Source organism: Crenobacter sp. CS_VA4 (assembly GCF_055597485.1).
In genome coordinates this window covers 12,341-35,209 of the sequence record NZ_JBVMAE010000022.1, presented here as the reverse complement: position 1 = coordinate 35,209, position 22,869 = coordinate 12,341, and the positions used below count along the sequence as shown (strand labels likewise).

The 22,869-nt window shown below is 60.3% G+C and carries 14 protein-coding genes and 2 pseudogenes; 11 read left to right on the top strand and 5 right to left on the bottom strand.

Annotation, left to right across the window (positions count from 1 at the left end):
- Nucleotides 1-304: 304 nt before the first annotated feature.
- The gene (locus tag ACZ2IA_RS17525; RefSeq protein WP_470293878.1) at nucleotides 305-1,618 is read right to left on the bottom strand and encodes a hemolysin family protein; all 1,314 of its coding nucleotides are present in this window, start codon (nucleotides 1,616-1,618) and stop codon (nucleotides 305-307) included.
- Between the two features lie 715 nt (nucleotides 1,619-2,333).
- Between ACZ2IA_RS17525 and ACZ2IA_RS17520 the strand changes: the two genes are divergently transcribed.
- From ACZ2IA_RS17520 to ACZ2IA_RS17510, 3 genes are read left to right on the top strand one after another with little or no spacing between them, the layout of a single operon-like run.
- The gene (locus tag ACZ2IA_RS17520) at nucleotides 2,334-5,096 is read left to right on the top strand and encodes a YjbH domain-containing protein (RefSeq protein ID WP_470293877.1); all 2,763 of its coding nucleotides are present in this window, start codon (nucleotides 2,334-2,336) and stop codon (nucleotides 5,094-5,096) included.
- 23 nt (nucleotides 5,097-5,119) lie between these two features.
- Complete coding sequence (locus tag ACZ2IA_RS17515; RefSeq protein WP_470293876.1) at nucleotides 5,120-7,042, top strand: SLBB domain-containing protein; 1,923 nt, start codon at nucleotides 5,120-5,122, stop codon at nucleotides 7,040-7,042.
- A 53-nt stretch (nucleotides 7,043-7,095) separates the two neighbouring features.
- Complete coding sequence (locus ACZ2IA_RS17510; protein ID WP_470293875.1) at nucleotides 7,096-8,286, top strand: GumC family protein; 1,191 nt, start codon at nucleotides 7,096-7,098, stop codon at nucleotides 8,284-8,286.
- Nucleotides 8,287-8,503: 217 nt separating this feature from the next.
- On the opposite strand, the gene ACZ2IA_RS17505 is transcribed toward ACZ2IA_RS17510, so the two are convergent.
- From ACZ2IA_RS17505 to rlmD, 3 genes are all read right to left on the bottom strand, one after another.
- A complete protein-coding gene (locus ACZ2IA_RS17505) occupies nucleotides 8,504-8,956 on the bottom strand; it encodes a hypothetical protein (protein ID WP_470293874.1) in 453 nt (150 codons plus the stop codon).
- Nucleotides 8,957-9,161: 205 nt separating this feature from the next.
- Nucleotides 9,162-9,761, bottom strand: coding sequence for a UPF0149 family protein (locus ACZ2IA_RS17500; RefSeq protein ID WP_470293873.1), 600 nt, complete (start codon nucleotides 9,759-9,761; stop codon nucleotides 9,162-9,164).
- 178 nt (nucleotides 9,762-9,939) lie between these two features.
- Nucleotides 9,940-11,547: a 23S rRNA (uracil(1939)-C(5))-methyltransferase RlmD gene (gene rlmD, locus ACZ2IA_RS17495; RefSeq protein WP_470293872.1), complete on the bottom strand. Its 1,608-nt coding sequence runs from the start codon at nucleotides 11,545-11,547 to the stop codon at nucleotides 9,940-9,942.
- A gap of 170 nt (nucleotides 11,548-11,717) precedes the next feature.
- On the opposite strand from rlmD, the gene ACZ2IA_RS17490 reads away from it, so the two are divergent.
- Nucleotides 11,718-12,626 carry a L,D-transpeptidase gene (locus ACZ2IA_RS17490; protein WP_470293871.1) on the top strand — a complete coding sequence of 303 codons (909 nt, stop codon included), beginning with the start codon at nucleotides 11,718-11,720 and terminating at the stop codon, nucleotides 12,624-12,626.
- Between the two features lie 78 nt (nucleotides 12,627-12,704).
- Here the strand turns inward: ACZ2IA_RS17490 and ACZ2IA_RS17485 are convergent, their stop codons facing one another.
- Entirely contained in the window at nucleotides 12,705-14,135 is a 1,431-nt protein-coding gene (locus ACZ2IA_RS17485; RefSeq protein WP_470293870.1) for an aminotransferase-like domain-containing protein, read from the bottom strand.
- Between the two features lie 156 nt (nucleotides 14,136-14,291).
- Here ACZ2IA_RS17485 and ACZ2IA_RS17480 point away from each other — a divergent pair, with 156 nt between their 5' ends.
- The 7 genes and pseudogenes from ACZ2IA_RS17480 (at nucleotide 14,292) to ACZ2IA_RS17450 (ending at nucleotide 22,850) form a co-directional block, all read left to right on the top strand.
- A complete protein-coding gene (locus ACZ2IA_RS17480) occupies nucleotides 14,292-14,924 on the top strand; it encodes a LysE family translocator (RefSeq protein ID WP_470293869.1) in 633 nt (210 codons plus the stop codon).
- A gap of 101 nt (nucleotides 14,925-15,025) precedes the next feature.
- On the top strand, nucleotides 15,026-16,414 hold the full coding sequence (gene gltX / locus ACZ2IA_RS17475) for a glutamate--tRNA ligase (protein ID WP_470293896.1): 1,389 nt from the start codon (nucleotides 15,026-15,028) through the stop codon (nucleotides 16,412-16,414).
- Nucleotides 16,415-17,238: 824 nt separating this feature from the next.
- Nucleotides 17,239-18,066 (top strand): annotated as a pseudogene (locus ACZ2IA_RS17470) (methyl-accepting chemotaxis protein); the annotation flags it as partial.
- Between the two features lie 1,253 nt (nucleotides 18,067-19,319).
- Nucleotides 19,320-19,577: pseudogene (locus ACZ2IA_RS17465) on the top strand (methyl-accepting chemotaxis protein); the annotation flags it as partial.
- A 384-nt stretch (nucleotides 19,578-19,961) separates the two neighbouring features.
- Nucleotides 19,962-20,330 (top strand): response regulator, encoded by a 369-nt coding sequence (locus ACZ2IA_RS17460; RefSeq protein WP_470293868.1) that lies wholly within the window; start codon nucleotides 19,962-19,964, stop codon nucleotides 20,328-20,330.
- A 28-nt stretch (nucleotides 20,331-20,358) separates the two neighbouring features.
- Nucleotides 20,359-20,667, top strand: a complete 309-nt coding sequence (locus ACZ2IA_RS17455; RefSeq protein WP_470293867.1) for an STAS domain-containing protein — start codon at nucleotides 20,359-20,361, stop codon at nucleotides 20,665-20,667.
- Nucleotides 20,664-22,850, top strand: coding sequence for a chemotaxis protein CheA (locus ACZ2IA_RS17450; RefSeq protein WP_470293866.1), 2,187 nt, complete (start codon nucleotides 20,664-20,666; stop codon nucleotides 22,848-22,850). Before ACZ2IA_RS17455 ends, ACZ2IA_RS17450 begins: the two co-directional genes overlap by 4 nt.
- Nucleotides 22,851-22,869 lie beyond the last annotated feature (19 nt).

Here is a 22,869-nt window from a genome sequence, read left to right as displayed (position 1 = left end):
TGAATTTGTCGAAACAAACTGTTTCATTTAATGGTTAGGCGGCAATTAATTCTTCATCTATCGGATTGGGAAATGAAAAATAGGTGAAATCTGCCTATAAGGCTGGGCTGATGCAGGGGTGGAAAATAGCCGGACCGGCCCGACAGCAAGGCAAAAGTGTCGCCAATCGATTGTCGGACGATTTGATGTCGAGAGAAGGTGGCCCGGCCGAACGCCAGGTTGGCCGAACCGGTGGACAGCAAAACGGCCGTGCCGGCGCAACCATAAAGTCGCAGGCCGGCACGGCCGTTGGGGCAGGGCGGGATTACTCGACGCTTTGCAGCGGCAGCTTCGGATAGACCCGCACCAGCACGATGCGCGGCCCGTTCATCTTCTTCACCACCACGCTGAAGTGCTCGAAGTCGACCTTCTGGCCTTCCTTCGGCAGGTCGCCGAGCTTGTCCATCACCAGGCCGCCGACCGACTCGACCTCGTCGCTGTCGATGTCGATGCCGAGTGCGCGCTCCAGCGAGAACAGCGGCAGGCTGCCCTTGCCGATCAGCGTATCGTCGTCGAGGCGGGTCCAGTCGTTCTGATCCTGGCGGAACTCGTCGCGGATCTGCCCGACCAGCGCTGACAGCAGGTTGTCCAGCGTCAGAAAGCCCAACGGGTTCTGGCCCTTGTAGCCGACCATCGCGAAGTGCGGCGCGCCCTTGCGGAACAGGCGCAGCAGCTCCAGCGCCGGCATGTCTTCCGGCACCAGCTCGACCGGGCGCAGATAGTGTTCCAGCGCATGCAGGGCCTTGCCGTGTTTCTGCGCCAGGAACAGGTCCTTCAGGTGGATCACCCCGAGCACCGTCTCGCCGTCGCGGTCGAAGTAGGGGTAGCGGCTGAAGCGGTGCTGGTAGGCGGTCTCCAGGTTCTCGTCCAGCGTGCGGTCGCGGTACAGGCCGGTCACCTCGCCGATCGGCCGCATCAGGTCGGACACCTGCAGCTCGCCGAAGTCCAGCGTGTGCGCCATCACCACCCACTCGTCACGGGTGAACTTCTCGGTGGTGCGGCTGCTGCGCAGGATCAGCTTCAGCTCGTCGGACGAGTACTGGGAGTCGTGGCCGTGACCGCCGTCGAGGCCGGCCAGCTTCAGGATCGTGTTGGCGCTCACGTTCAGCACCCAGATCGCCGGGTACATCAGCCAGTAGAACAGATAGAGCGGCGTCGCGGTCAAGATCGACACGTTTTCCGGGCGGCGGATCGCCATCGACTTCGGCGCCAGTTCGCCGACCACGATGTGCAGGTACGAAATGGTGAAAAACGCGAAGAAGAACGAGATGCCGTGGATCAGCTCGGCCGAACGGATGCCGATGCCTTCCAGCAGCGGTGCCATCAGCCGGGCGAACGCGGGTTCACCGATCCAGCCTAGGCCCAGCGAGGCGAGCGTGATGCCGAGCTGGCAGGCGGAAAGGTAGGCGTCGAGATGGGAGTGAACCTGGATCAGCAGCCGGCCGCGGATGCCGTGATGTTTGGCCAGCGCGCGTACTCGGGTCTGGCGCAGCTTGACGAGGGCGAACTCGGCTGCGACGAAGAAGCCATTGAGCGCGACCAGTGCAAACGCCGCAATGACAAGTAGAAGGCTTTCCAACCGGGGTGGGTCTCATGTGATGAACGAGATACCAGTATACCTGCCAAGCGGGGGGGAAGGGGGAGCGCACAGTGCATGCTTGGAAGTACTCATAAACAAGGTAGAATAGCTAAAACATAAGCATTTTTTTGCGAAATACCTAGCCAACAGGTAAAACTTAGTCTTCAGAGTAGTCCACATAATAACTATGTAATACATTTTTGGCATATAATAGTTTTTGGCAAGTGTGTATGTCATTGTTTGCCGCATTGATCCTCACTGAAAGGGAGATTTTTTAGATGAAACGTATCGTATTGCTCTCCGTCCTCGCCGCCATGCTGTCTGGCCCGGCTTTCGCCGCTGGCGAACCGGCTGCTGCCGCTACCGGAACCGCCACTTCTAGCACCGCCGCCGCAACGGGGGCCGCGGCTGCGGCTGGTACGACGGCTGCTATCTCGACCGCGACCATGGTTGCCATTGGGGCTGCAGTTGCCGGCGCCTTGGCAGTTGCGACCAACTCCGACTCGTCGACTTCGCACTCGACTACCACCCACCACTGAGCGGGCGCTGTTTCGCCTAAAGTTTTGACCGCTTTGCAGCTGCTCTGTGAAAGCCACGCCATACGTGGCTTTTCTGTTTTGCGTCGGTCGTCGCCCTGGTTGTTTATTCCGTGTCGAGTTCGAATACTTTCAAGTTTTTAGCCAGCAGTCTGTCTTTCTGCGTGGTAGGCAGTGCGATGGCTGCCCCCAGCCTGACGGGGCAGGATGGCTACATCAATATGCCGAATGCGCTGACCGGTGAGGATGGCACCTGGAGTACCGGCTACAGCTTCGATCGGCCCTACGGTACATTCTGGACGTCGATGACCGTGCTGCCTGCTCTGCAGTTGGGAGCCCGCTATGTGTCCTATATGGGCATTTCCGATTTCGTTGATCGGGGCAACCATTACGGCCGCTACAAGGACAAAGTCGTTGACCTGAAGCTGCAGGTCGTACCTGAGGGAAGTGCCGTGCCTGCCGTGGCATTAGGCAAGACCGACTTGGTCGGGAATAAACTGTCTAGTGGCTATTACGTCGCTGCGACCAAGCATGTCGGCGAAGTAGAGGCCTCGGTAGGATATGGTAAGCAGCGGATCGAAGGCCTGTTCGGTGGCATGCGCTGGACACCAAGCAGTCTCTCCAATTGGTCCTTGGTCGCCGAGTATGACCATAACAATTACGCTCACGATTTTCGAGCTGCGGACACCGGTGCCGCGGATCGAAAGCAGGGCCTGAAAGCAGGGCTGGAGTACCGTTGGGGTTGGCTGGCCCTACAGGTCGCCAAGCAGGATAAGGGGCCCAGCGTTAACGCGATGGTGAACATCCCGCTAAACGAGCGGGAGTTCGTGCCGAAAATCTACGAGCCAAGCTGGTATGCGCCGTCGACGGTTCCGGTTCGGCCAACCTCAGAGCAATGGCGCGACGATCCACTGTATGCCGCGCGCCTTCAGGCGGCGTTGGAAAAACAGGACTATAAGCTTGTCGCCATCGATTATCGCAACGGCACCTTGTCACTCAGCCTGTCCAACAGTCGCATCTCTAATCTGGGCCGTTCCGTCGGCCGGGCGGTGCGCACGGCACTGTATTTCGCGCCGCTCGAAACACGCACGATCAAGGTCACGCACACCGAGCTGGACATGCCGGTGGCGACGTATGAATTCTTCAATCTTGCCCGACTGCGCGATTATCTCGACGGCAAGATCGATCGCCAAATGTTCGATCAGTTCGTGTTGGTTCGACCGGCGTTCCCGTCGGATCGGCCTGAGTTAACGCATGACCGTGGCGATCTGCAAGCGGGCTTGCGTGAAGCACCGGGGCTTGAGGTGCTGACGTCTCAGGACGGCGACTTTGTCCAGCTCAAGCAGCAGGATGCCCAGCTCAACCGCTTCAAGATCGCTCCCAAGCTATCGTTCTACTTTAACGACCCGAGCGGTGCCTTGCGTTACGACCTGAGTGCGGCGGCTAACTATGACCGACGGCTGTCCTCCGGGCTCTACTTTAACTCGTCGGTGGGCGCCTCGCTGGTGGAGGACGTCAGCGCGGTGAGCCAGCCATCGAACAGCGTGCTGCCTCATGTCCGCTCAGACGTGGCGGATTACAAGAAGAACGGACGAGTCAAACTGTACCGAGCCTTGCTCAACCAGTACTACAAGCCGGCAAGCGACTGGTATGCACGGGGCTCTGCCGGCTTCTACGAGGAGATGTACGCCGGTGCCGGCGGGCAGGTGCTGTACGCCCCGAGTGACCGACGTTGGGCGATGGACGCCAGTGTCGATGCCTTGCGACAGCGCGATTTCAAGGGGTGGCTTGGGTTTCGCGATTACAAGACGGTCACGGCGCTGGTCGCCCTGCATTACCGCCTTCCCTATGGCATGACAGCGACGATGCGCGCCGGTCGTTTCCTCGCGAAGGACACCGGTGTGCGGATGGAGCTGAAACGGCGCTTTCAGTCCGGTATCGAGATGGGCGCCTGGTATACCCACACCAACGGCAAAGACATTACCAACCCAGGCAGACCGGACGCACCCTACTATGACAAGGGTATTTTCTTCTCGATCCCACTCGACTCGATGCTGGCGGTCGACACTCGCAGCACGGCCGGTTTCTCGATCTCGCCGTGGACTCGCGACGTCGGTCAGATGGTGTTGAGTCCGAACGATCTCTACGACCTGCAAGAGAATCCTGCTCGGGACATGTCGCTGTACGACGGGCTCGGCAATTTTGCCGAGCGCGCCGATGAGGTCAACAACCCTGCGGTCAACCCGACGATCGAGCGCTTCAATCCTTGGCCAGGCATGCGACTTCGGCTGGAGGATTCGTCGCTGTCCCTGCCTGACATGCCGCTCTTCCTCAAGGGGGCGCTGCTGACCGTCGGTGCCGTCGGGCTGGCCAGTCTCAATGACAAGCCCTGGGACAAACTGATGAAAGAGCATCAGGGCAATCCCTTGCTACGCTCCTGGGGCAGCTTTGCCAAGGCCGCACCCTGGCTGGGCTTGGGGGGCGCAGGCATGGCATTGGCTCTTGGCGACGATCGTTTGCAGAACACCGGCTTTATCGCCCTACAGTCGGCGGCCGTAGCCGGTGCCGGCAGCGTGTTGCTTAAGGAGGCTGTCAACCGGGCGCGACCAGAGGGAAATCTCGGCCCCTGGTCGCAGCAACCATCAGGACAGCCGCGCAGCGAAAGCTCCTTTACTTCCAACCATGCTGCATTGGCCTTTGCGCTGGCGACCCCCTTCGCGTCCGAGTATGACGCTCCATGGCTCTACGGGCTCGCCTCGGTGGCCGCGCTGGGAAGAACCGCAGATCGTCAACATTGGTTATCAGACACGGTGGCCGGTGGCGTACTGGGCTATGTGTCGGGCAAATGGCTATGGTCGGCGCAGCGACACGACTGGCGTTATCAGGGGGTGCTGGATGTCGGCCCGAATCAGCTTGGCGTAAGAGTTAAGGCGAGCTACTGATCGCCAGATTTACAGACAGAATAATGATCGAATCGGAGAGTGTTACCACGATGCAAAATAAATCGCTGAAGCACCGAAAAAGGGCAGTAACTATCTTAGGGGCTGCCAGTCTGTTATTGGCGTCCTCATTGACCTCGGCTACGACTGTGCCTGGAACCAGTCCTTTCCTGAATCCGGCTTTCGATGCCAGTTCCGGCCTTCCTTCAATTGCTAGTGGCGGGATGAGTGGTAATACTCAAAAAACCGGCCCGAGTTTGTTGCCCACGCTCAGTAAGACCGAGATTATAGAGCAGCAAAAATCAGCATTCGTTGATTATGTCGCGCAAGTTACCGGGCAGAAATTGCCAATATTTGGCAACGAGTTGTTCCAGTCGGCACCTGGAACATTTTCGCCGTTAGATGGTACACAGGTCAATGGCGATTACCTGATCGGCCCTGGTGACGAACTTCAGATTCGTGGTTGGGGCATGGTCGACATTGATTTAACTGTAACGGTTGATCGCTCGGGCAGTATTTATTTGCCGCGAGTCGGGTCGGTCAAGGTGGCAGGGGTCAAGTACCGCGATCTGCAGGGCTATTTGAAGAAAGCGGTTAGCCGAGTCTTCACCAATTTCGAACTGACGGCCAGTGTCGCGCAAACCCGGTCGGTGCAGGTGTACGTGGTGGGGCATGCAGTGCGTCCGGGGACCTATACCTTGGGAGCGATGAGTACCTTACTCAATGCGCTTTTCAGTTCCGGCGGTCCGACTGGCACTGGCTCGATGCGCAATATCCAGCTCAAGCGTGGCGGCGAACTCGTCAGCCACTTCGATCTTTACGAGATGCTGGCCAGCGGTGATAAAGGCCGCGATGCCCCGTTGCAGGATGGCGATGTCATTTATATTCCCGAGGTCGGCCCGCAAATCGCTTTAACGGGCAATGTAAAACGGCCGGGAATTTTTGAGTTGAATGGTAACAATTCAGTCGCGGATGTACTGAAGTGGGCTGGTGGTTTCGACTCGGCGGCAGTCCGCAAAGATATCATCGTCGAAAAGAGTGTCGATAACCGTTATCAAACGCTTGCGGAACTAACTGGAGATAAGGGGAAGATGGATGCCCAACTGGCAAGGATCCCACTTTCTTCGGCCAACGTATTGCGGGTGTTCGCACCGGGTGCCGTGCCGGTTGAGGCTCAGAAACAGCGCGAATTTGTTCGCGTCGGTGGGGAGGTCAACCAAACCGGTGTGTTCCAGATTGCCAAGGGAGAAACGCTCCGTGAGTTGATGGCCCGCTTGGGCGGCACCACCGACAACGGTTATGTCTTTGCGATGCGGCTGCAGCGTGAAAGTGTGCGTGTAGAGCAACAGGCCAAGCTGGAGGCTGTCGTCGACCGCTTTGAACGAGAAATCGAGAGCTCGACTAAGCAGCGGATTTCCGGAGCGGTGGATCAGGGCAATGTGATGGCGATCAATGCCGAAGCCGAAAGTCAACGCAAGTTGGCGCAAAAAATGCGGACGGTGAAGGCGGATGGTCGGATTGTGCTTGAATTGGACGATGGCCGTGCCGGAGTCCAGAACTTACCGGAGCTTCCCCTGCAAGATGGCGACAGTATCTACGTGCCCAGAATGCCCGGGACGGTGGATGTGCTCGGGTCCGTGTTCCAACAGAACTCGTTTATTTACAAGCCAGGCCGCCGAGTGGGTGATTATCTGAACCTCGCCGGTGGCCCGACGCAAAGTGGCGATAAGTCCGAAATGTACGTGATTCGAGCCGATGGGACGACGCAAAGCGCCAGTTCCTCGGGTTGGATCGTGGGCCTTGGCAGCGCGCGAGTGAATCCGGGAGACACGATTGTCGTGCCGGAAAAGATCGAGCGCAGCAGCTGGACCCAGTCGTTGAAGGACTGGACGTCGATTCTTTATCAGTTTGGCCTTGGTGCTGCTGGGCTGAAAGTGCTGAAAAACTGATCGTTCAGGCCGGGAGGGATCACCCGGCCGTCTTGAACCATGGAAATAGAGCTATGACTGAGTCTCAAAAAAATTCGTCGCCGGTCGAAGCGGAGGACGAACTTAGCCTAGTAGACGCGCTTATCATCGTAGTCAAGCAGCGCAAGTTGATCGCGGCTTGTACCGCCGCCGTCGGTGGGTTAGCCATTATTGCCAGCCTGCTGATGACGCCGATTTTTGCTTCGACTGCGACGATCTTGCCCCCTCAGCAGCAAAGCTCGGGTTTGTCGGCGATGCTGGGGCAGTTGGGGGGGCTGGCCGGAGCGGCGGGAGGTATCGCTGGTCTGAAAAACCCGAACGACTTGTACGTCGGTATGTTGCAGAGCCAAACGGTAGCCGATGCTTTAATCCGGCGTTTCAAACTGCAAAGCAAGTTTGGCACCGAGACACTGGTCGATACGCGGGCTACGTTAGCCAGTATCAGTAATATCTCGTCGTCCAAGGAAGGGTTGATCAATGTGCGGGTGGACAACGCCGACCCCAAATTTGCCGCTCAGCTCGCTAATGCCTATATCGATGAGTTGATTAAGCTGAACAAGTCCTTGGCCCTTACTGATGCCGCACAACGTCGGGTCTTTTACGAGGCACAGCTTAAAGAAGTGAAGAGTCAGTTGTTGGCAGCAGAACTAGCCTTAAAGAAGACCCAGGAATCGACAGGGCTGTTGCAGCCTGACGGTCAGATTCAGGCGATCATCAACAATGCCGCGCAACTGAAGGCAACTATTTCCGCTAAAGAAGTGCAGCTCTCGGCCATGCGTAGTTTTGCCACCGAACAGAACCCGGACTATCAACGAGTGCAGCAGGAGATTCTGGGTCTGAAGGCGCAGCTGGCAAAGCTGGAACAAGGGCAATCGCAAGGCGCTGATTTCATGGTGCCGACGGGCAAGGTGCCGGAGCGGGGTTTGGAGTATGTTCGCCGTTTGAGAGACGTCAAGTATTACGAAACCATGCTGGAGCTGCTCTCCAAACAATATGAGCTTGCTAAGATTGACGAGGCAAGAGATGCGTCCAGCATTCAAGTGTTGGATAAAGCGATCCCCTCTGACAAACCGATCAAGCCAAGGAAAGTATTGATTAGTGCCTTGGGGGTCCTCTGCGGCTTCTTCATCGGGGTTATGCTCGCTTTTGTGAAAATGGTGTTCATCAAGAGGCGTACAGATGACCCGGAGGGGCGTTGGCAAGAGTTGGCCAATGCATGGCGATAAGTGATTGTGCTCACTTCCCTCAAAACCCAGCTTCAGAGCTGGGTTTTTTCACGCATCAGGAAGGAATGTAGGAGCGAGCGGCCGGAAAAATGAATACTTGCATTACATTCGCGGTTGGCGAGAAAACCAAAGCCGCACCGGCCGGTGGCCTTTCGGCCAACCTAGCGGGTGCGGCTTTCGATCGATCGGGCAGCTTACGCTACCCGGTCACAGCGCCTTACTTGGCAGCGGAAGCAGCCGGCTTCTTGGCAGCGTGGTGCTTTTTAGCAGCGTGGTGCTTCTTGGCGTGGTGCTTGGCAGCAGCCGGAGCCGAAGCGTCCTTGGCTGCTTGGGCTTTCTGGGCCGGAGCCGAAGCGGCTTTCTTGGCAGCGTGGTGCTTGTGAGCGTGCTTCTTGGCGTGGTGCTTGGCCTTGGCAGCAGCCGGGGCCGAAGCGTCTTTGGCGGCCTGGGCTTTCTGAGCGGCCGGAGCCGAAGCGGCTTTCTTGGCGTGATGCTTGTGAGCGTGGTGCTTTTTAGCGTGGTGCTTGGCAGCAGCCGGAGCAGCAGCGGCCGGAGCCGAAGCAGCTACTTTTACGGCAGCGGCCGGAGCGGCTTTCGCGTCAGCGGCGAAGCCAGCAGCGGAAGCCAGACCAAAAGCGGCGGACAGGGCGAGCAGGGTCAGTTTTTTCATGATGTGTTCCTCAGCGAGTCGTTGGTTTCGTTTCGGTTTGGCACCGGATTCGGTGCGTCCTTGAGGTGCATACTACGAAGCGAAATCACGGCCGTCTGTTCGCCAAATGTGAGCACATGTAACCAAGTGTTCGAGTGGAGAGTCATCAGGCTGCCCAATGTCCTAGGACAGCGGGCCGGCTGCAACGCCCTGGCCCGATGGTGACTTACAGATTGTCGTCCTCGATCTGTTTGCGGATCGTCGCAAAGAAGCGGTAGATCGACTCCACCGCCGGCGAAATCCCGGCCAGCCATTCCTCGCGCTGCTGCGGATCGGCGGTGTCGAGGTAGGGGCGCATCTCCGGGTCGGGGTGGTGTTCGTAGGCCAGCGCCATGATCGGCACCAGCGCCTGCGCCTGTTCCTCGTCGTCGAACAGCAGGCCCCAGTCGTCGTGCATCAGCTCCATGCCGGCGCTGAACCCCTCCGCCCAGTCATTGCCGTGCACCACGCCGTGCTCGTCCGGCTCCAGCCAGGGGTGAAATTCCTCGCCCGCCTGCAGGGTGTGGGCGATGTCGAACCAGTGTCCGGTCAGCAGTGCGACGAACTGCTCCAGCGCCTTCTGCGACGGAAACGCCCGTTCGTCGTCGAACGCTTCGCCCAGGATCAGGGTCAGGCACTCGGTCGGCTTGATCGACTCCGGCCCGCTCTGCAAGGCGGCGAAGAAGCCGTCGAGCTTTTCCAGGCTCATCGCGCCCTGGTTTTTGAAACGCGCCAGGGTGTCGCCCAGGCGCTGGTAATCGTGGTCGGTCAGCGGTGTGTGCTTCATGGTGATCGTCGGGTAGCCAGGAACGGAACTGCATTATCTGACAAATCCCGGCGGCGGCGGGTTTGGTGTCGCACGCTCATGTTGGCCGAACGAGGAATAGAGCGGGCACGAGAGGGCCGCCCCATGAAAAACGCCCCCTGTCGAGACGACAGAGGGCGCAGGGGGTGGGGACATCGACTTACTTCTGTTCGGTTTCTTGTCCCGCTTCGTTCTTCACGGCCGCGACATTGCGCGCGTCGTAGTAGGCCTTGTTGGCCAAGTAGTGCTGGCGACGCGCTTCCTTGTCGGCGATCTTTTCGGCCAACTTGGCCGCTTTTTCCTTGGTGGCCTGGGCCCGGGCTTCGGCGCCAAGCGCCTCCCGCTCGGCCCTGGCGGCCATCGAGATCGCTTTTGCGGCTTCGCGCTGCGCCAGTTCTTCCGCTTCGATGGCGGCCAGTTCCGCCTTGGTCTTGCACGGGCCGGTCTTCTCGAACCACGCCACCGATTCGACGTGGGCGGTGTTCGGGAACATGTTAATGATGCCGGCCGCCTTCAAGGTGTAACCCTTCCGCTTGACCAGCACGCCGGCGTCGCGGGCCAGGGTGGCCGGGTTGCAGGACACGTAGACGATGCGCTGCGGGGCGGTGTCGTCGTTGATCGCCTTCACCAGCTCGACGGCGCCGTCGCGCGGCGGGTCGATCAGCATCTTGTCGAACTTTCCGAGCGCGGCGAAGCTCTCCTCGGTCACGTCGAACAGGTTGGCCATCTCGTAGCTGACCTTGTCCTGCAGGGCGTTGTGGGTGGCGTTTTCGACCGCACGCTTGACCAGCGCCTGGCTGCCTTCCATGCCGTGCACCACGGCACCGGAACGGGCGATCGGCAGGGTGAAGTTGCCGATGCCGCAGAACATGTCGGCGATCCGTTCGCCCGGCTGCGGGTCGAGCAATTTGAGCGCGCGCGCGACCATCACGTTGTTGATCTGCGGGTTCACCTGGGTGAACTCGGTCGGGTAGTACGGCATCTCGACGTCGAAGTCGTCGATCCGGTAGGTCAGCTTCGGCGCGTCGAGCGGGTAGATCGGGTAACAGGTGTCCGGCCCCTTCGGCTGTAGCCACACCTGCAGCGGGTGTTCGGCGGTGGTGTGGGTGTCGACGAATTGGGCGAACAGGCGTTCGTCGTCGCGGCTGATCTCGTCCATATTGCGGAACACCAGCACGCTGACCTCGGCGCCGACGGCGATCTCCACCTGCGGCATGCGTTGCTTGATCGACAGCGTGGCGATGAACTCGCGCAACGGGTCGATCAGGTCGGAGATGTGCTTGGGCAGGATGTGGCACTCGTGCATGTCGGCGATGAAGCTCGAGCGCTTCTCGTGGAAGCCGACCAGCACGCCGCCCTTCTTCTCGACGTAGCGCGCCGACATGCGGGCGCGATGACGGTAGCCCCAGGCCGGGCCGGCGATCGGCGGCAGGATGCGTTCGGCCTTCACCTTGCCGATGTGGGCGAGGTTGTCTTCCAGCACGCGTTGTTTCATCGCCACTTGCGCGGTCGGTTCGACGTGCTGCATCGAACAGCCGCCGCACACGCCGAAGTGCGGGCAGCGCGGGTTGGTGCGGACGAAGCTTTCCTTCAATACGGAAACGGCGTCGGCGTTCTCGTAGCTCGGCTTCTTGCGGAAGCTGCTGTAGCTGACGGTTTCGTACGGAAGGGCGCCGTTGATGAAGATGGTCTTGCCGTCGACATGGGCGACGCCACGGCCTTCAAAGTCCAGCGATTCGATCAGGGCGACCGGATGGGAATGCGTCATTGTTTTGCTTGTCAAATCAAAAGCTAAAGGTGCGATTTTCTCAAAAAAGCCGGGTGCGCGCAGCGCTTTTTTGGCACGCCGCGGGAACGGTTGTTTTCTGTTAAGATGCGGCCGTTACCAAATATTCAGGATGGATGGACATTTCGATGCGTGGTTTGGCGTGGTCGCGAATGATGATGGGTCTGCTGGTCGGCGTATTGCCGCTCGTTGCACGTGCGCAGGTGCCGTTGCCGGATCTGCCGGTGAATACCGCCGGGCAGCACATCGTGGTCAACCTGCCGCAGACCCGGCTGTTCGTGTTCCAGGACGGCAGCCTGGTGGCGAGCTACCCGGTGGCGGTCGGCAAGATGCTGACCGCGACGCCGACCGGCGACTACGCGATCAAGGGCGTCTACCGCGACCCGAGCTGGCACGTGCCCAAATCGATCCAGGAAGAGATGCGCCGCAAAGGCAAGCCGGTGCAGACGGTGGTGCCGCCGGGGCCGGACAATCCGCTCGGCCCGGTATTCATCCGCTTCGGCGAGCCGAAAATGGGCCTCGGCTTTCACGGCACCAACGCGCCGGCCAGCGTGCCGGGCTTTCGCAGCCACGGCTGCGTGCGGATGAAGAACGACGACGTGCTGGAGCTGGCCGGCACGGTGAAGTACGGTTCGTCGGTGACGGTGGCGTACCAGTCGGTGCTGCTCAACGAGGATGGTGCCGGCCAGCTGTGGCTGACCGCCTATCACGACGGCTACAAGCACAAGGATATCGAGTACCAGGCGCTGGCCGATGCACTGCTGGGGTGGCAGCGTGACCGCGGCGTGGCGGTGTTCGGCAAACGGGTCAACGAGGCGCTGAAGACGCGCAACGGCAAGCCGGTATGCTTGACCTGCCGCAGCCCGGGGTCGACCAAGATGGCCGGCGAGCTGACCGTGGTGCGCTGGCAGCAGCCGCCGGCGCCGAAGCCGAGCATGCCGGCATCGCCGGCCGAGCCACTGATGGAGCCGGTGCCGGATGCGTCGTCGCCGTCCGCCGGCACGCACGCCAAGTCGCCGGTGCCGGGTAAGACGGCATCCAAGGCGACCCGCCCGGTCTAAAGCTTGGCCGAACCGGCCTGAACAGCACGGCCCCTTGCTTTTAGCAGCAAGGGGCCGTTTGCATTGAGGCACTCCGCGTCAAGCTGCCTCGCACAGCTCGGCGGCCAGTTCGGCTACCCGGCCGAGCGCGCGCTCGTAGGCGTCGCTCCACGGGTAGCAGCACGACAGCCGCAGGCAGTTGCGGTAGCGGCCGCGCGGCGAATAGAGCAGGCCGGGCACCACGGTGATCCGTTCGGCCAAGGCGGCGCGGAACAAGGCCAGCGTGTCGACCTGCGGCGGCAGCTCGACCCACAGCAGGCAGCCGCCGGACGGGGAGCTCGCGCGGGTGCCGGCCGGGAAGCGCTCGGCGACGAAGCCGCGAAGCCGTTCCATCTGCGCCATGAAGTGGCGGCGCAGCAGCCGCAGGTGATGGTCGAAGCCGCCGCTCTCCAGGTATTCGGCCAGGGTTTCCTCCAGCAGCCGCGGCTGCGCGATGCTGGAGGCGAACTTCAGCCGGGTGGTGTCGCGCAGGAACCGTCCCGGCGCCATCCAGCCGATCCGGAACCCCGGCGCCAGCGCCTTGCTGAAGCTGGAGCAGAGGATCACCCAGCCGTCCTGGTCGTAGGCCTTCACCGCGTCCGGCGTGGTCGCGCCGTAGTAGAGCTCGGCGTGCGGGGTGTCCTCGATCAGCGGCACCTGGTACTGGTTGACCAGTGCGGCCAGCCGCTTCTTGGCCGCCAGCGGCATGCTGCTGCCTAGCGGGTTGTTCACCGTCGGCTGGACCAGGATCGCGTTCAGCCGCTTCTCCGCCAGCAGCACCTCCAGCGCGTCGATCGACATGCCGTCGTTCGGGTGGGTGGGGATCTCGATCGCGGTCAGCCCCAGACTGCGGAACAGCGGGATCAGCGCGAAGTAGGTCGGCGACTCGACCGCGATGGTGTCGCCGGGCTTGCACACCGCCCGCAACGCCAGCTGCAGCGCCTCGGTGCAACCGTTGGTGATCAACAGGTCCTCAGGCGCCAGCACCACCCCCCAGCCGATCACCCGCTGCGCGATCTGGCGCCGCAGCCGAGCCGAGCCGGGCGGGAACGGGTAGTCGGTGGCCAGTTCCGGATGCGCGCGGGTCAGCCGGTTGAGGATGTGCTTGAGCCGGGTGGTCGGGTAGAAATCGCTGCCGCGCGGGCTGGCGAGCGACAGGTCGATATAGCCTTCCTGCGCCTGCGCGGCCAGCACCGCCTCGAGGTGGTCGAGCAGCGCCTCGCCGCTCGGCTGAGCGACGCTCTGCTTGCGCATCCGCGGCAAGGGCAGCGTCGCCGCCGCCTTCACGTAGAAGCCCGACTGCGGCCGCGCCTCTATGAAGCCGCGGTCTTCCAGCGCCCGGTACGCGGCCAGGATGGTCGACGGGCTGACCTTGTGCATGTCGCAGGCCTTGCGCACCGACGGCAGCTTCTCGCCGGGCCGCACCACGCCTTTCTGGATCAGCGCGATCCATTCGTTCACCAGCTGTTGATAGATCGGTTCGTGCGCCATCGCGGGTCACCAGCACAGTTATTTCGAATATCGACCATAACAGTTTGGAAAAGTGAAAACTGTTATGGTCTCAATAGTGTTTTTTTGAATCTGTAATTGTACAGCCCCGATCGCTACCATGCAGCCAACGAATTCAATCTGCTGTGGTTGGCTATCATGCAACTCAACTTTATTGCGCTGGTGACGTATCTGACGGTGATGGGGATCACCCCCGGGCCGAACAACCTGGTGCTGGCGGCGTCCGGCATCAACCATGGTTTCAACCGCACCGTCCCGATGCTGCTCGGCATGGCGATCGGGCTTGGCTTGCAGGTCGGCATCCTGACCTGCTTCCTCGGCAGCCTGGTCGCGTGGATGGAAAGCCTGAAGCTGGTGCTGGCGGTGGCCGGCTGCGCTTACCTGTTGTGGCTGGCTTACAAGATGGCGCACGCCGCCCAGCCGGGCGAGCAGGGCGAGGCCGAGGCGATGGGCTTCGTCGGCGGCCTGCTGTTCAACTGGCTGAACCCGAAGGTGTGGCTGATGGGCTTCAACGTGGTGATGGTGTTCCTGCCCGAGCGCATGGCGGTGTGGCAGGCGGCGCTGCTGTTCATGCTGCTGGCTATCGCGGTGACGCTGCCGTGCATCGCGGTGTGGGCGTGGGGCGGGGTGGCGATCAAGCGCTTCCTCGACTCGCCGCGGCGTCTGGCGCTGTTCAATACCAGCATGGCCGGCATGCTGGCGCTGACCGCGATCTGGCTGCTGGTCGAGATGCTGCCGGCGGGGCTGCAGGTGCCGGCGCTGTCCCTTTGAAGCGTTGCTCGTTGTACCGTTATCCGAATAGGCCGGCGTTTGCCGGCCTTTTCGCTGGCGGCGTACAATAGCCGCTTTGCGATTTGACCGAGTTCATCCCCATCATGATCCGTACCCGTTTTGCCCCGAGCCCGACCGGCTACCTGCACATCGGCGGCGTGCGCACCGCGCTGTTTTCCTGGGCGTACGCCCGCAAGAACGGCGGCCAGTTCGTGCTGCGCATCGAAGACACCGATCTGGAGCGCTCCACCCCGGAATCGGTGAAGGCGATCATGGACGGCATGCACTGGGTCGGTCTCGACTACGACGAAGGCCCGTTCTACCAGACCCAGCGCTTCGACCGATATAAAGAGGTCATCCAGCAGCTGCTGGCCTCGGGCCACGCCTACCACTGCTACGCGTCGAAGGACGAGCTGGAAGCGATGCGCGCCGAGCAGGAGGCCCGTGGCGAGAAGCCACGCTACGACCGCCGCTGGCGCCCGGAAGAAGGCAAGACGCTGCCGAACCCGCCGGCCGACGTGCCGCCGGTGGTGCGCTTCAAGACCCCGCTCGACGGCGTGGTGGCGTGGGACGACGCGGTGAAGGGCCGCATCGAGATCAGCAACGAGGAGCTCGACGACCTGATCATCGCCCGCCCGGATGGCAGCCCGACCTACAACTTCTGCGTGGTGGTCGACGACTGGGACATGAACATCACCCACGTGATCCGCGGCGACGACCACGTCAACAACACCCCGCGCCAGATCAACATCCTGAAGGCGATCGGCGCACCGCTGCCGGTGTACGGTCACCTGCCGATGATCCTCAACGAAGACGGCCAGAAGATGTCGAAGCGCCGCGACGCGGTCAGCGTGGTCGACTACGCCGACAAGGGCATTCTGCCCGAAGCGCTGCTCAACTACCTGGCGCGCCTGGGCTGGGGGCACGGCGACGACGAATTTTTCTCGCTCGAGCAGTTCGTCGAGTGGTTCGAGCTGAAGGACGTCAGCCCGTCGGCGTCGCGCTTCAACAACGAGAAGTTTCTGTGGCTGAACGCCCAGCACATCAAGGCCGCCGACAATCTGCGGCTCGCCCAGCTGATCGCACCGCGTCTGGCTGCGGCCAACATCGACCCGGCCAACGGCCCCTGCCTGAGCGAGGTGATCGCGCTGGTGAAGGAGCGGGTGCAGGACCTGAACGCGCTGGCCGTCGAGTGCGACTACTTCTACGTGCGCCGCACGCCGTCAGACGCCGACCTGGAGAAACACCTGTCGGACGAGTCGCGTGCGCGGATGGGCCGTTTCGCCGATCGCCTGGAGGCGTTGGCCGACTGGAACGCCGAGAGCATCCACGGCCTGTTCAAGCCGTTCTGCGCCGATGAAGGCATCAAGATGGGCCAGCTCGGCATGCCCCTGCGCGTGCTGGTGTGCGGTACCGCGCAGACCCCATCGGTCGATGCGGTGCTCGCGCTGATTGGCCGCGACGAGGTGCTCGCCCGCATGCGGAGCTGAGGCGCCGCCGTCGTCACCTGAAAAGCCGTCCCTGTGGGGGCGGCTTTTTTTTGTGCCTGCACCGCAGCCGATGAACATGGAAATGCCATTTTGTTATTCGTGTAGATTCTTTAAATGCGTATAATTTTGACGCCGTAGATCTTGCTGAAAACAATTTAAAAAATCGGGACAGTCCAGGAATGAGAAACCTCAAAATCGCTTACCGGCTCAGTGTCGGCTTCGCGCTGATCGTGCTGCTGTTCGTCATCGGCGCCGTGTTCATCAAGGCACAGCTGGGCTCGCTGACCGTTGGCATCGAAAAACTCAATACCATCGCCTTCCCGCGTAACGTCGCGATTGGCCTCTTGCTCGACTCGGCGAACGAAGGCCGGGTGCAGGTGCGCAATATGGTGCTGGCGCCGAATCAGGTTAGCTTGCAGGGCTCGACTCAGAAGCTCGACGAGGCGCTCGGCCGCTTCCATGAGCAAGAGAAGGTCCTCGACCAGTCGGTCCAGCAGTTGGGCGCTTTCGACGAAGAAAAAGTGCACATCGCCAAGCTGGGCGCGGCGTTTTCCGACTGGGAGAAGAACATCCTCGAAGTGCGCGAGCTGCGCCTGAAGGGCGATACCGCCGGCGCGACCACGCTGCTTATGACCGGCCAGGGGGCGGTGGCCGGCCGCAAGCTGAGCGACACCTTGCGCGCCTACGCGAAATACAACATTCAGGTGAACACCCAGATCAACGAGGTGCGCCTGCAGGAAGCGCACAAGATCGGGTACGCGGTATTGACGGTTACCGTGCTGGCGGTACTGCTCGCGGTGGTCGCCGGCTTCCTGGTGTCGCGCAGCATCACCCGTCCGCTCGACGAGGCGGTCGATTCGCTCGAACGCATCGCCGCGGGGGATCTGTCCGAACGCATCGCCACCGATTCGGCCAACCATGAGATCGCGCGGTTGAACAACGCGATGGCGCGTACCATCGAGGGCCTGTCCGGCACGCTGCGTACCGTGCACGGCAGCGCTAGCCGCCTGATCGGCGCCGCCAGCGGCCTGAATACCTCCAGCCGCACTGTGCGCGAGGGCTCGGATCGCCAGTCGGGCGCCGCGACCGCGATGGCGGCGGCGATGGAAGAGATTTCGACCAGCATCAACCACATCTCCGACCTGTCGCGCGAGGCGCAGGGCCTGTCGCAGCAGTCAGGTCAGCAGGCGCGCTCCGGCGCCGACGTGATCAATACAATGGTCAGCGAGATCGAGCGGATCTCGGCCGCCGTCGGCCAGGCGGCGGGCACCGCGCAGGGACTGGGCGCCGAGGCGGCCAAGATCACCGCGATCATCAACGTGATCAAGGACATCGCCGACCAGACCAACCTGCTGGCGCTGAACGCGGCGATCGAGGCGGCGCGGGCCGGCGAACTGGGGCGCGGCTTCGCGGTGGTGGCCGACGAGGTGCGCAAGCTCGCCGAGAAGACCTCCGCGTCGACCGCCGACATCACCGCGATGATCGGCTCGATCCAGGCGGGCGCCAGCAATATGGCGAACCAAATGCAGCAGACGGTGAGCCAGGTGACCGGGGGCATGGAGATGGCGCGCCACGCCGGCGGCGCGATCGCCGAGATCAACACCAGTACCACCAACGTGGTCGGCATGATCGACGACGTTAGCCGCGGGCTGGCCGAACAGGCGGTCGCCAGCCACGACATCGCCAGCAGCGTCGAGCAGATCGTGCAGATGGTCGATCAGAACGCCGACGCGACCCGCTCGGTCGCCGAGGCGGCCGGTGAGCTCGACAGCCTCGCGCAGTCGCTCGAGGCCGAGGTCAAGCGCTTCAAGCTCGCGCACTGACCCGTTCGCCGGCAACGACAAGGTTGGCCGAACCCTTGACTGGGTTCGGCCAACCTTTTTTCGTCCCTCCAACGCCTTGTTGTCGCCAGAGTTTGCACCGCTATGCCATCGGGTGCCGTGTCACGTGGCGCCGGTAGTTAGCACGCAGTCTTTGCTTCCATCTGTCACCGATACGCTGGCCGGCACCCTGATTATGCTGTCGATCGCCGGGTTCTTGCTGTGGTCGAAACTGCATGGTATCTGCCGAACTACCTGGGTTGGCGGCACTTGTTGGAGCGTGGCGGAATGGGTATCGCTCCAGAAATGGTTCTTCGCCACGCGATTGATTAATCCCAACGAAAGACGCGAACAGAGCCTTACTTTTAATACAAAGAAGTTTCATGGAAAATAAAACATCTTGATATTTAATACATTTTAACTATGCTTAAAATAAAATTGATGATTGATGCATATAATATTTTCACCTATCCTTGAAAAGTAGAGCATAAACTCAAACATAAACCATAGGCGGTTCCATGGTTCAAGCTTACAAAAACAAGGCGGGGGGGCTGCTTCTGTTGCTAGCCATCCTGGGCGCTATGACAACGGTGCTGGCTGGGCAGGTCAGTAGTCTGTCTCTCGGCCTAGCATCAGGCGTTCTCATCGTTGGGATTGTACTTATCGTTGTAAATCAATCTCGCTGGCAAGAGACAGTCCTCAACGTTCGTACAGAGGAAAAGCCGTTGCACCCAGGACAGTCTCGCCAAAACGAGGCTAGGGCTGACATCGGGTTGGGGCGACTTTGCCAGGAGGTGATACCCATCTGGTCGGGACAAATTGAGCTGGCCCGTAGCCACACAGAAACGTCAATCACCGCGCTCGCCAACGATTTCGGTGGACTGTCCCGCCGACTGCAGTCAGCCGTCGAAATACCCCAATCCCCCGCTGGTGACGGACTAGTCGATCTGATGAGCAAAAGTCAGGCCGAGCTTTACGCCATTATCGAAGACCTGCGCGGTGCTCTGACCAGCAAAGAGGCCCTGTTGCGCGAAGTCATGGACCTTGCAGGGCACACACAATCTTTGGAGCAAATGGCGACAGAGGTAGGTGTGCTCGCCAAGCAGACCAACCTCCTTGCGCTAAATGCCTCGATTGAGGCCGCGCGTGCAGGAGAAGCTGGGCGTGGCTTTGCCGTCGTGGCGGATGAAGTGCGCAAACTTTCGACGCTCTCCGGTGCGACGGGGAAAAGAATCAGCGAAACCATTGCCACCGTCAATCAAGCGATTGTTTCCACCCGTTCCCTCTCGCAGCAATATGCCGTTCAAGACGAAGAAATGGTGACCAATTCCGGCAACGCCATTCAACGCATCGTCACACGTTTTCGAGAGGCCGCGACCGATCTGGTGGAATCTTCCCAAGTATTGCGTGAAGAAGGCCGCCTAATCGGCCAGGAAATAGCTGACGTCCTCGTGGCGCTCCAGTTTCAGGATCGAGTCAGTCAGATGCTTCAGCATGTGCGGGCCGATCAGGAAAAGCTCGCACGCCAACTGGTCGATCAGTCTCAATACATTGATGCCAACTCATGGCTCGATGAGCTGGCGAGTACTTATACCATGCCGGAACAACACGCCATCCATCGTGGTGAAGTACCACGCGCCATCGCCGTGGGAAGCATCGAAAACAGCGAAAGTACCGAAATCACATTCTTCTGATCTGCACATCAAACCACTAGGTAGGGGAAACCTATGGCAAAAACCATTCTGGTTGTCGACGACTCTGCTTCCTTGCGCCAAGTCGTCAGCATTGCCCTCAAAGGGGCTGGCTATGATGTGATTGAGGGGGCCGATGGCAAGGATGCCTTGGCCAAACTGGACGGTCGCAAGATTCATCTCATCATAAGCGATGTCAACATGCCGAATATGGACGGCATTTCCTTTGCCAAAGCGGCCAAGCAACTCGCCGCCTACAAGTTCACCCCTATCATCATGCTGACGACCGAGGCCGGTGACGCCATGAAGCAGCAAGGTCAGGCCGCCGGGGTCAAAGCCTGGGTCGTCAAGCCATTCCAGCCAGCACAGATGCTCACTGCCGTCTCCAAACTGATCTTGCCCTGACCTGTTTCGAATCTGCGGAGAGTACGACATGAGTAACACACCCTACCGTCTCTCGTTCGACGGCGAAGTCAACATCTTCACCGCCGCGGAAAGCCATAGCCGGCTGCTGGCCGCCTTGGCAGAAGGGGTGGAAATCGAGGTGGACATTTCTCTCGTCAGGGAAGTTGACGCCGCGGGTCTGCAACTGATGGTTGCCGCCAAGCTTCAGGCTGCCGCACAGAATAAGTCACTGCGCTTCGTCGGCTACAGCCTGGCTGTTTCCCAGATACTGAAATTATGCGATTTGCAGGAGTTGTTTGACGACTCTTTGCTCCTTCCCAAGGCAGAGCACGCATGAACATGGACGACGCTTTCCAGACCTTCATTATCGAAAGTCGTGAACTATTGGAACAGATGGAGGAGGCGCTGTTACGTATCGAGCAGATGCCAGACGACGTCGACACCATTAACGCTATCTTCCGTGCCGCCCACACCATCAAAGGCTCAGCCGGGCTGTTTGCGCTTGATGCCATCGTCGGGTTCACCCATGTTGCCGAAAGCGTGCTCGATAAAGTGCGCAATGGCGAATTGCGCATGGACAGGGAGCGCGTCGCTCTGTTCCTTGAGACTCGCGACCATATCGGCGCCCTGGTCGAAGCGGTCGCCGCCGAGAGGGAGGTCGACGAGGCTGTGCATAAAACCGGTGCGGCCTTGGTTGCACAATTCGAAAACCTGCTGGGCACGGAACCTCGCCTCCACGTCGATACCCGAGTGGCAGTCCAAACCGATGCGACAAAGGAAGCGGATGGCGGCGTCAATACCGACAATTGGCATCTGTCCCTACGCTTTGGTTCGGAGGTGTTGCGCAATGGCATGGACCCGCTAGCCTTCATCCGCTATTTAAACACCTTTGGCGAAATCGTCAGCATCGTCACCCTGGTCGAGGAGATTCCGCCTCTGGCTGAGCTGGATCCCGAATCTTGCCATCTCGGCTTCGAAATCAATTTTCACAGCACCGCCGACAAAGCCACCATCGAGGACGCTTTCGAGTTCGTACGCGACGATAGCGTCATTCGCATCCTGCCGCCGCGCAGCAAAGTCACCGAATATCTGCAGGTGATTGAGGGCATGCCCGACGAAATGCTGCGTCTTGGCGAAATTCTGGTGCGTTGCGGCACGCTGACCCAGCACGAGCTGGATAGCGCACTGCACCAACAGCAGGCGGTGCCGCAGGACAGTAACGTCCACCTAATCGGCGAAGTCCTGGTGGAACAAAACCTGGTGTCGTCGACGGTGGTCGAGGCAGCTCTCGACAAACAAAAGCAGGTCAAAGACCACAAGCCCACCGAGGCCAGCCTTATCCGCGTCGATGCTACCAAGCTGGATGAACTCATCAATCTAGTCGGCGAGCTCATTATTGCCAGTGCCGGCGCCAGTGTGGCGGCACACCGAGCCGGTGCGAGCGAACTGATCGAATCAACAACCTTGCTGTCCCGTTTAGTCGAGGAAGTGCGCGATTCGGCGCTGAATCTGCGCATGGTGCAGATCGGTATAACGTTCAATCGCTTTCAGCGCGTGGTTCGCGATGTCGCCAATGAGCTGGGCAAGGAAATCGATCTTGTCATCAGTGGTGCCGAAACGGAACTGGACAAGACCATCGTTGAAAAGATCAGCGACCCGCTCACCCATCTGATCCGTAACGCGATGGATCACGGTATCGAGTCCACTGAGCGCCGTGTGGTCGCTGGCAAGCCTGCTCAAGGCTCCGTGAAGCTCAATGCCTTCCATGATGCTGGCAGCATCGTCATCGAAGTCTCTGATGACGGCGGCGGCCTGCCCAAGGAAAAAATCCTTGGCAAGGCTATCGAGCGCGGCCTGGTAGCCGAAGGGCAAGCGTTGTCGGATAAGGACATCTTCAATCTCATCTTCGAGCCGGGTTTCTCCACGGCGGATCAGATCAGCAATATCTCAGGGCGTGGCGTGGGCATGGATGTGGTGAAGAAAAACATCTCAGCACTGCGCGGCACGGTGGAGTTGAACAGCATCGAAGGCCAGGGTACCACCGTGCGCATTCGTTTGCCGTTGACCCTCGCAATTATCGATGGCTTCCTCATCGGCGTCGGTTCCGCTGTTTACGTGGTGCCGCTGGATATGGTGGTGGAGTGCATCGAACTCCCCCGTGACGGTACGGCCAGCGGCCGAGACTATCTCAACTTGCGTGGCGAGGTTTTGCCTTTTGTCAGGCTGCGCGACTTGTTTGAAATGAAAGACGAAGCCGTGCGCCGTGAAAACGTGGTAGTGGTGCAGGCGGCGGGCCGCCGCGCCGGCTTGGTGGTGGACCATCTCATGGGCGAATTTCAAACCGTGATCAAACCATTGGGCAAGATATTCGGCCACACCCATGGTCTGGGGGGCTTCACCATTCTCGGAAACGGCGAGGTCGCGTTGATTCTTGATGTGCCAGGACTATTGAGCCAGGTCGTGCGCTATGACGATCGGCACCATGGCACGCCCGCACACGCCAATCTGATGAAGCAATAATTTACAGCCAGTCGTCGAA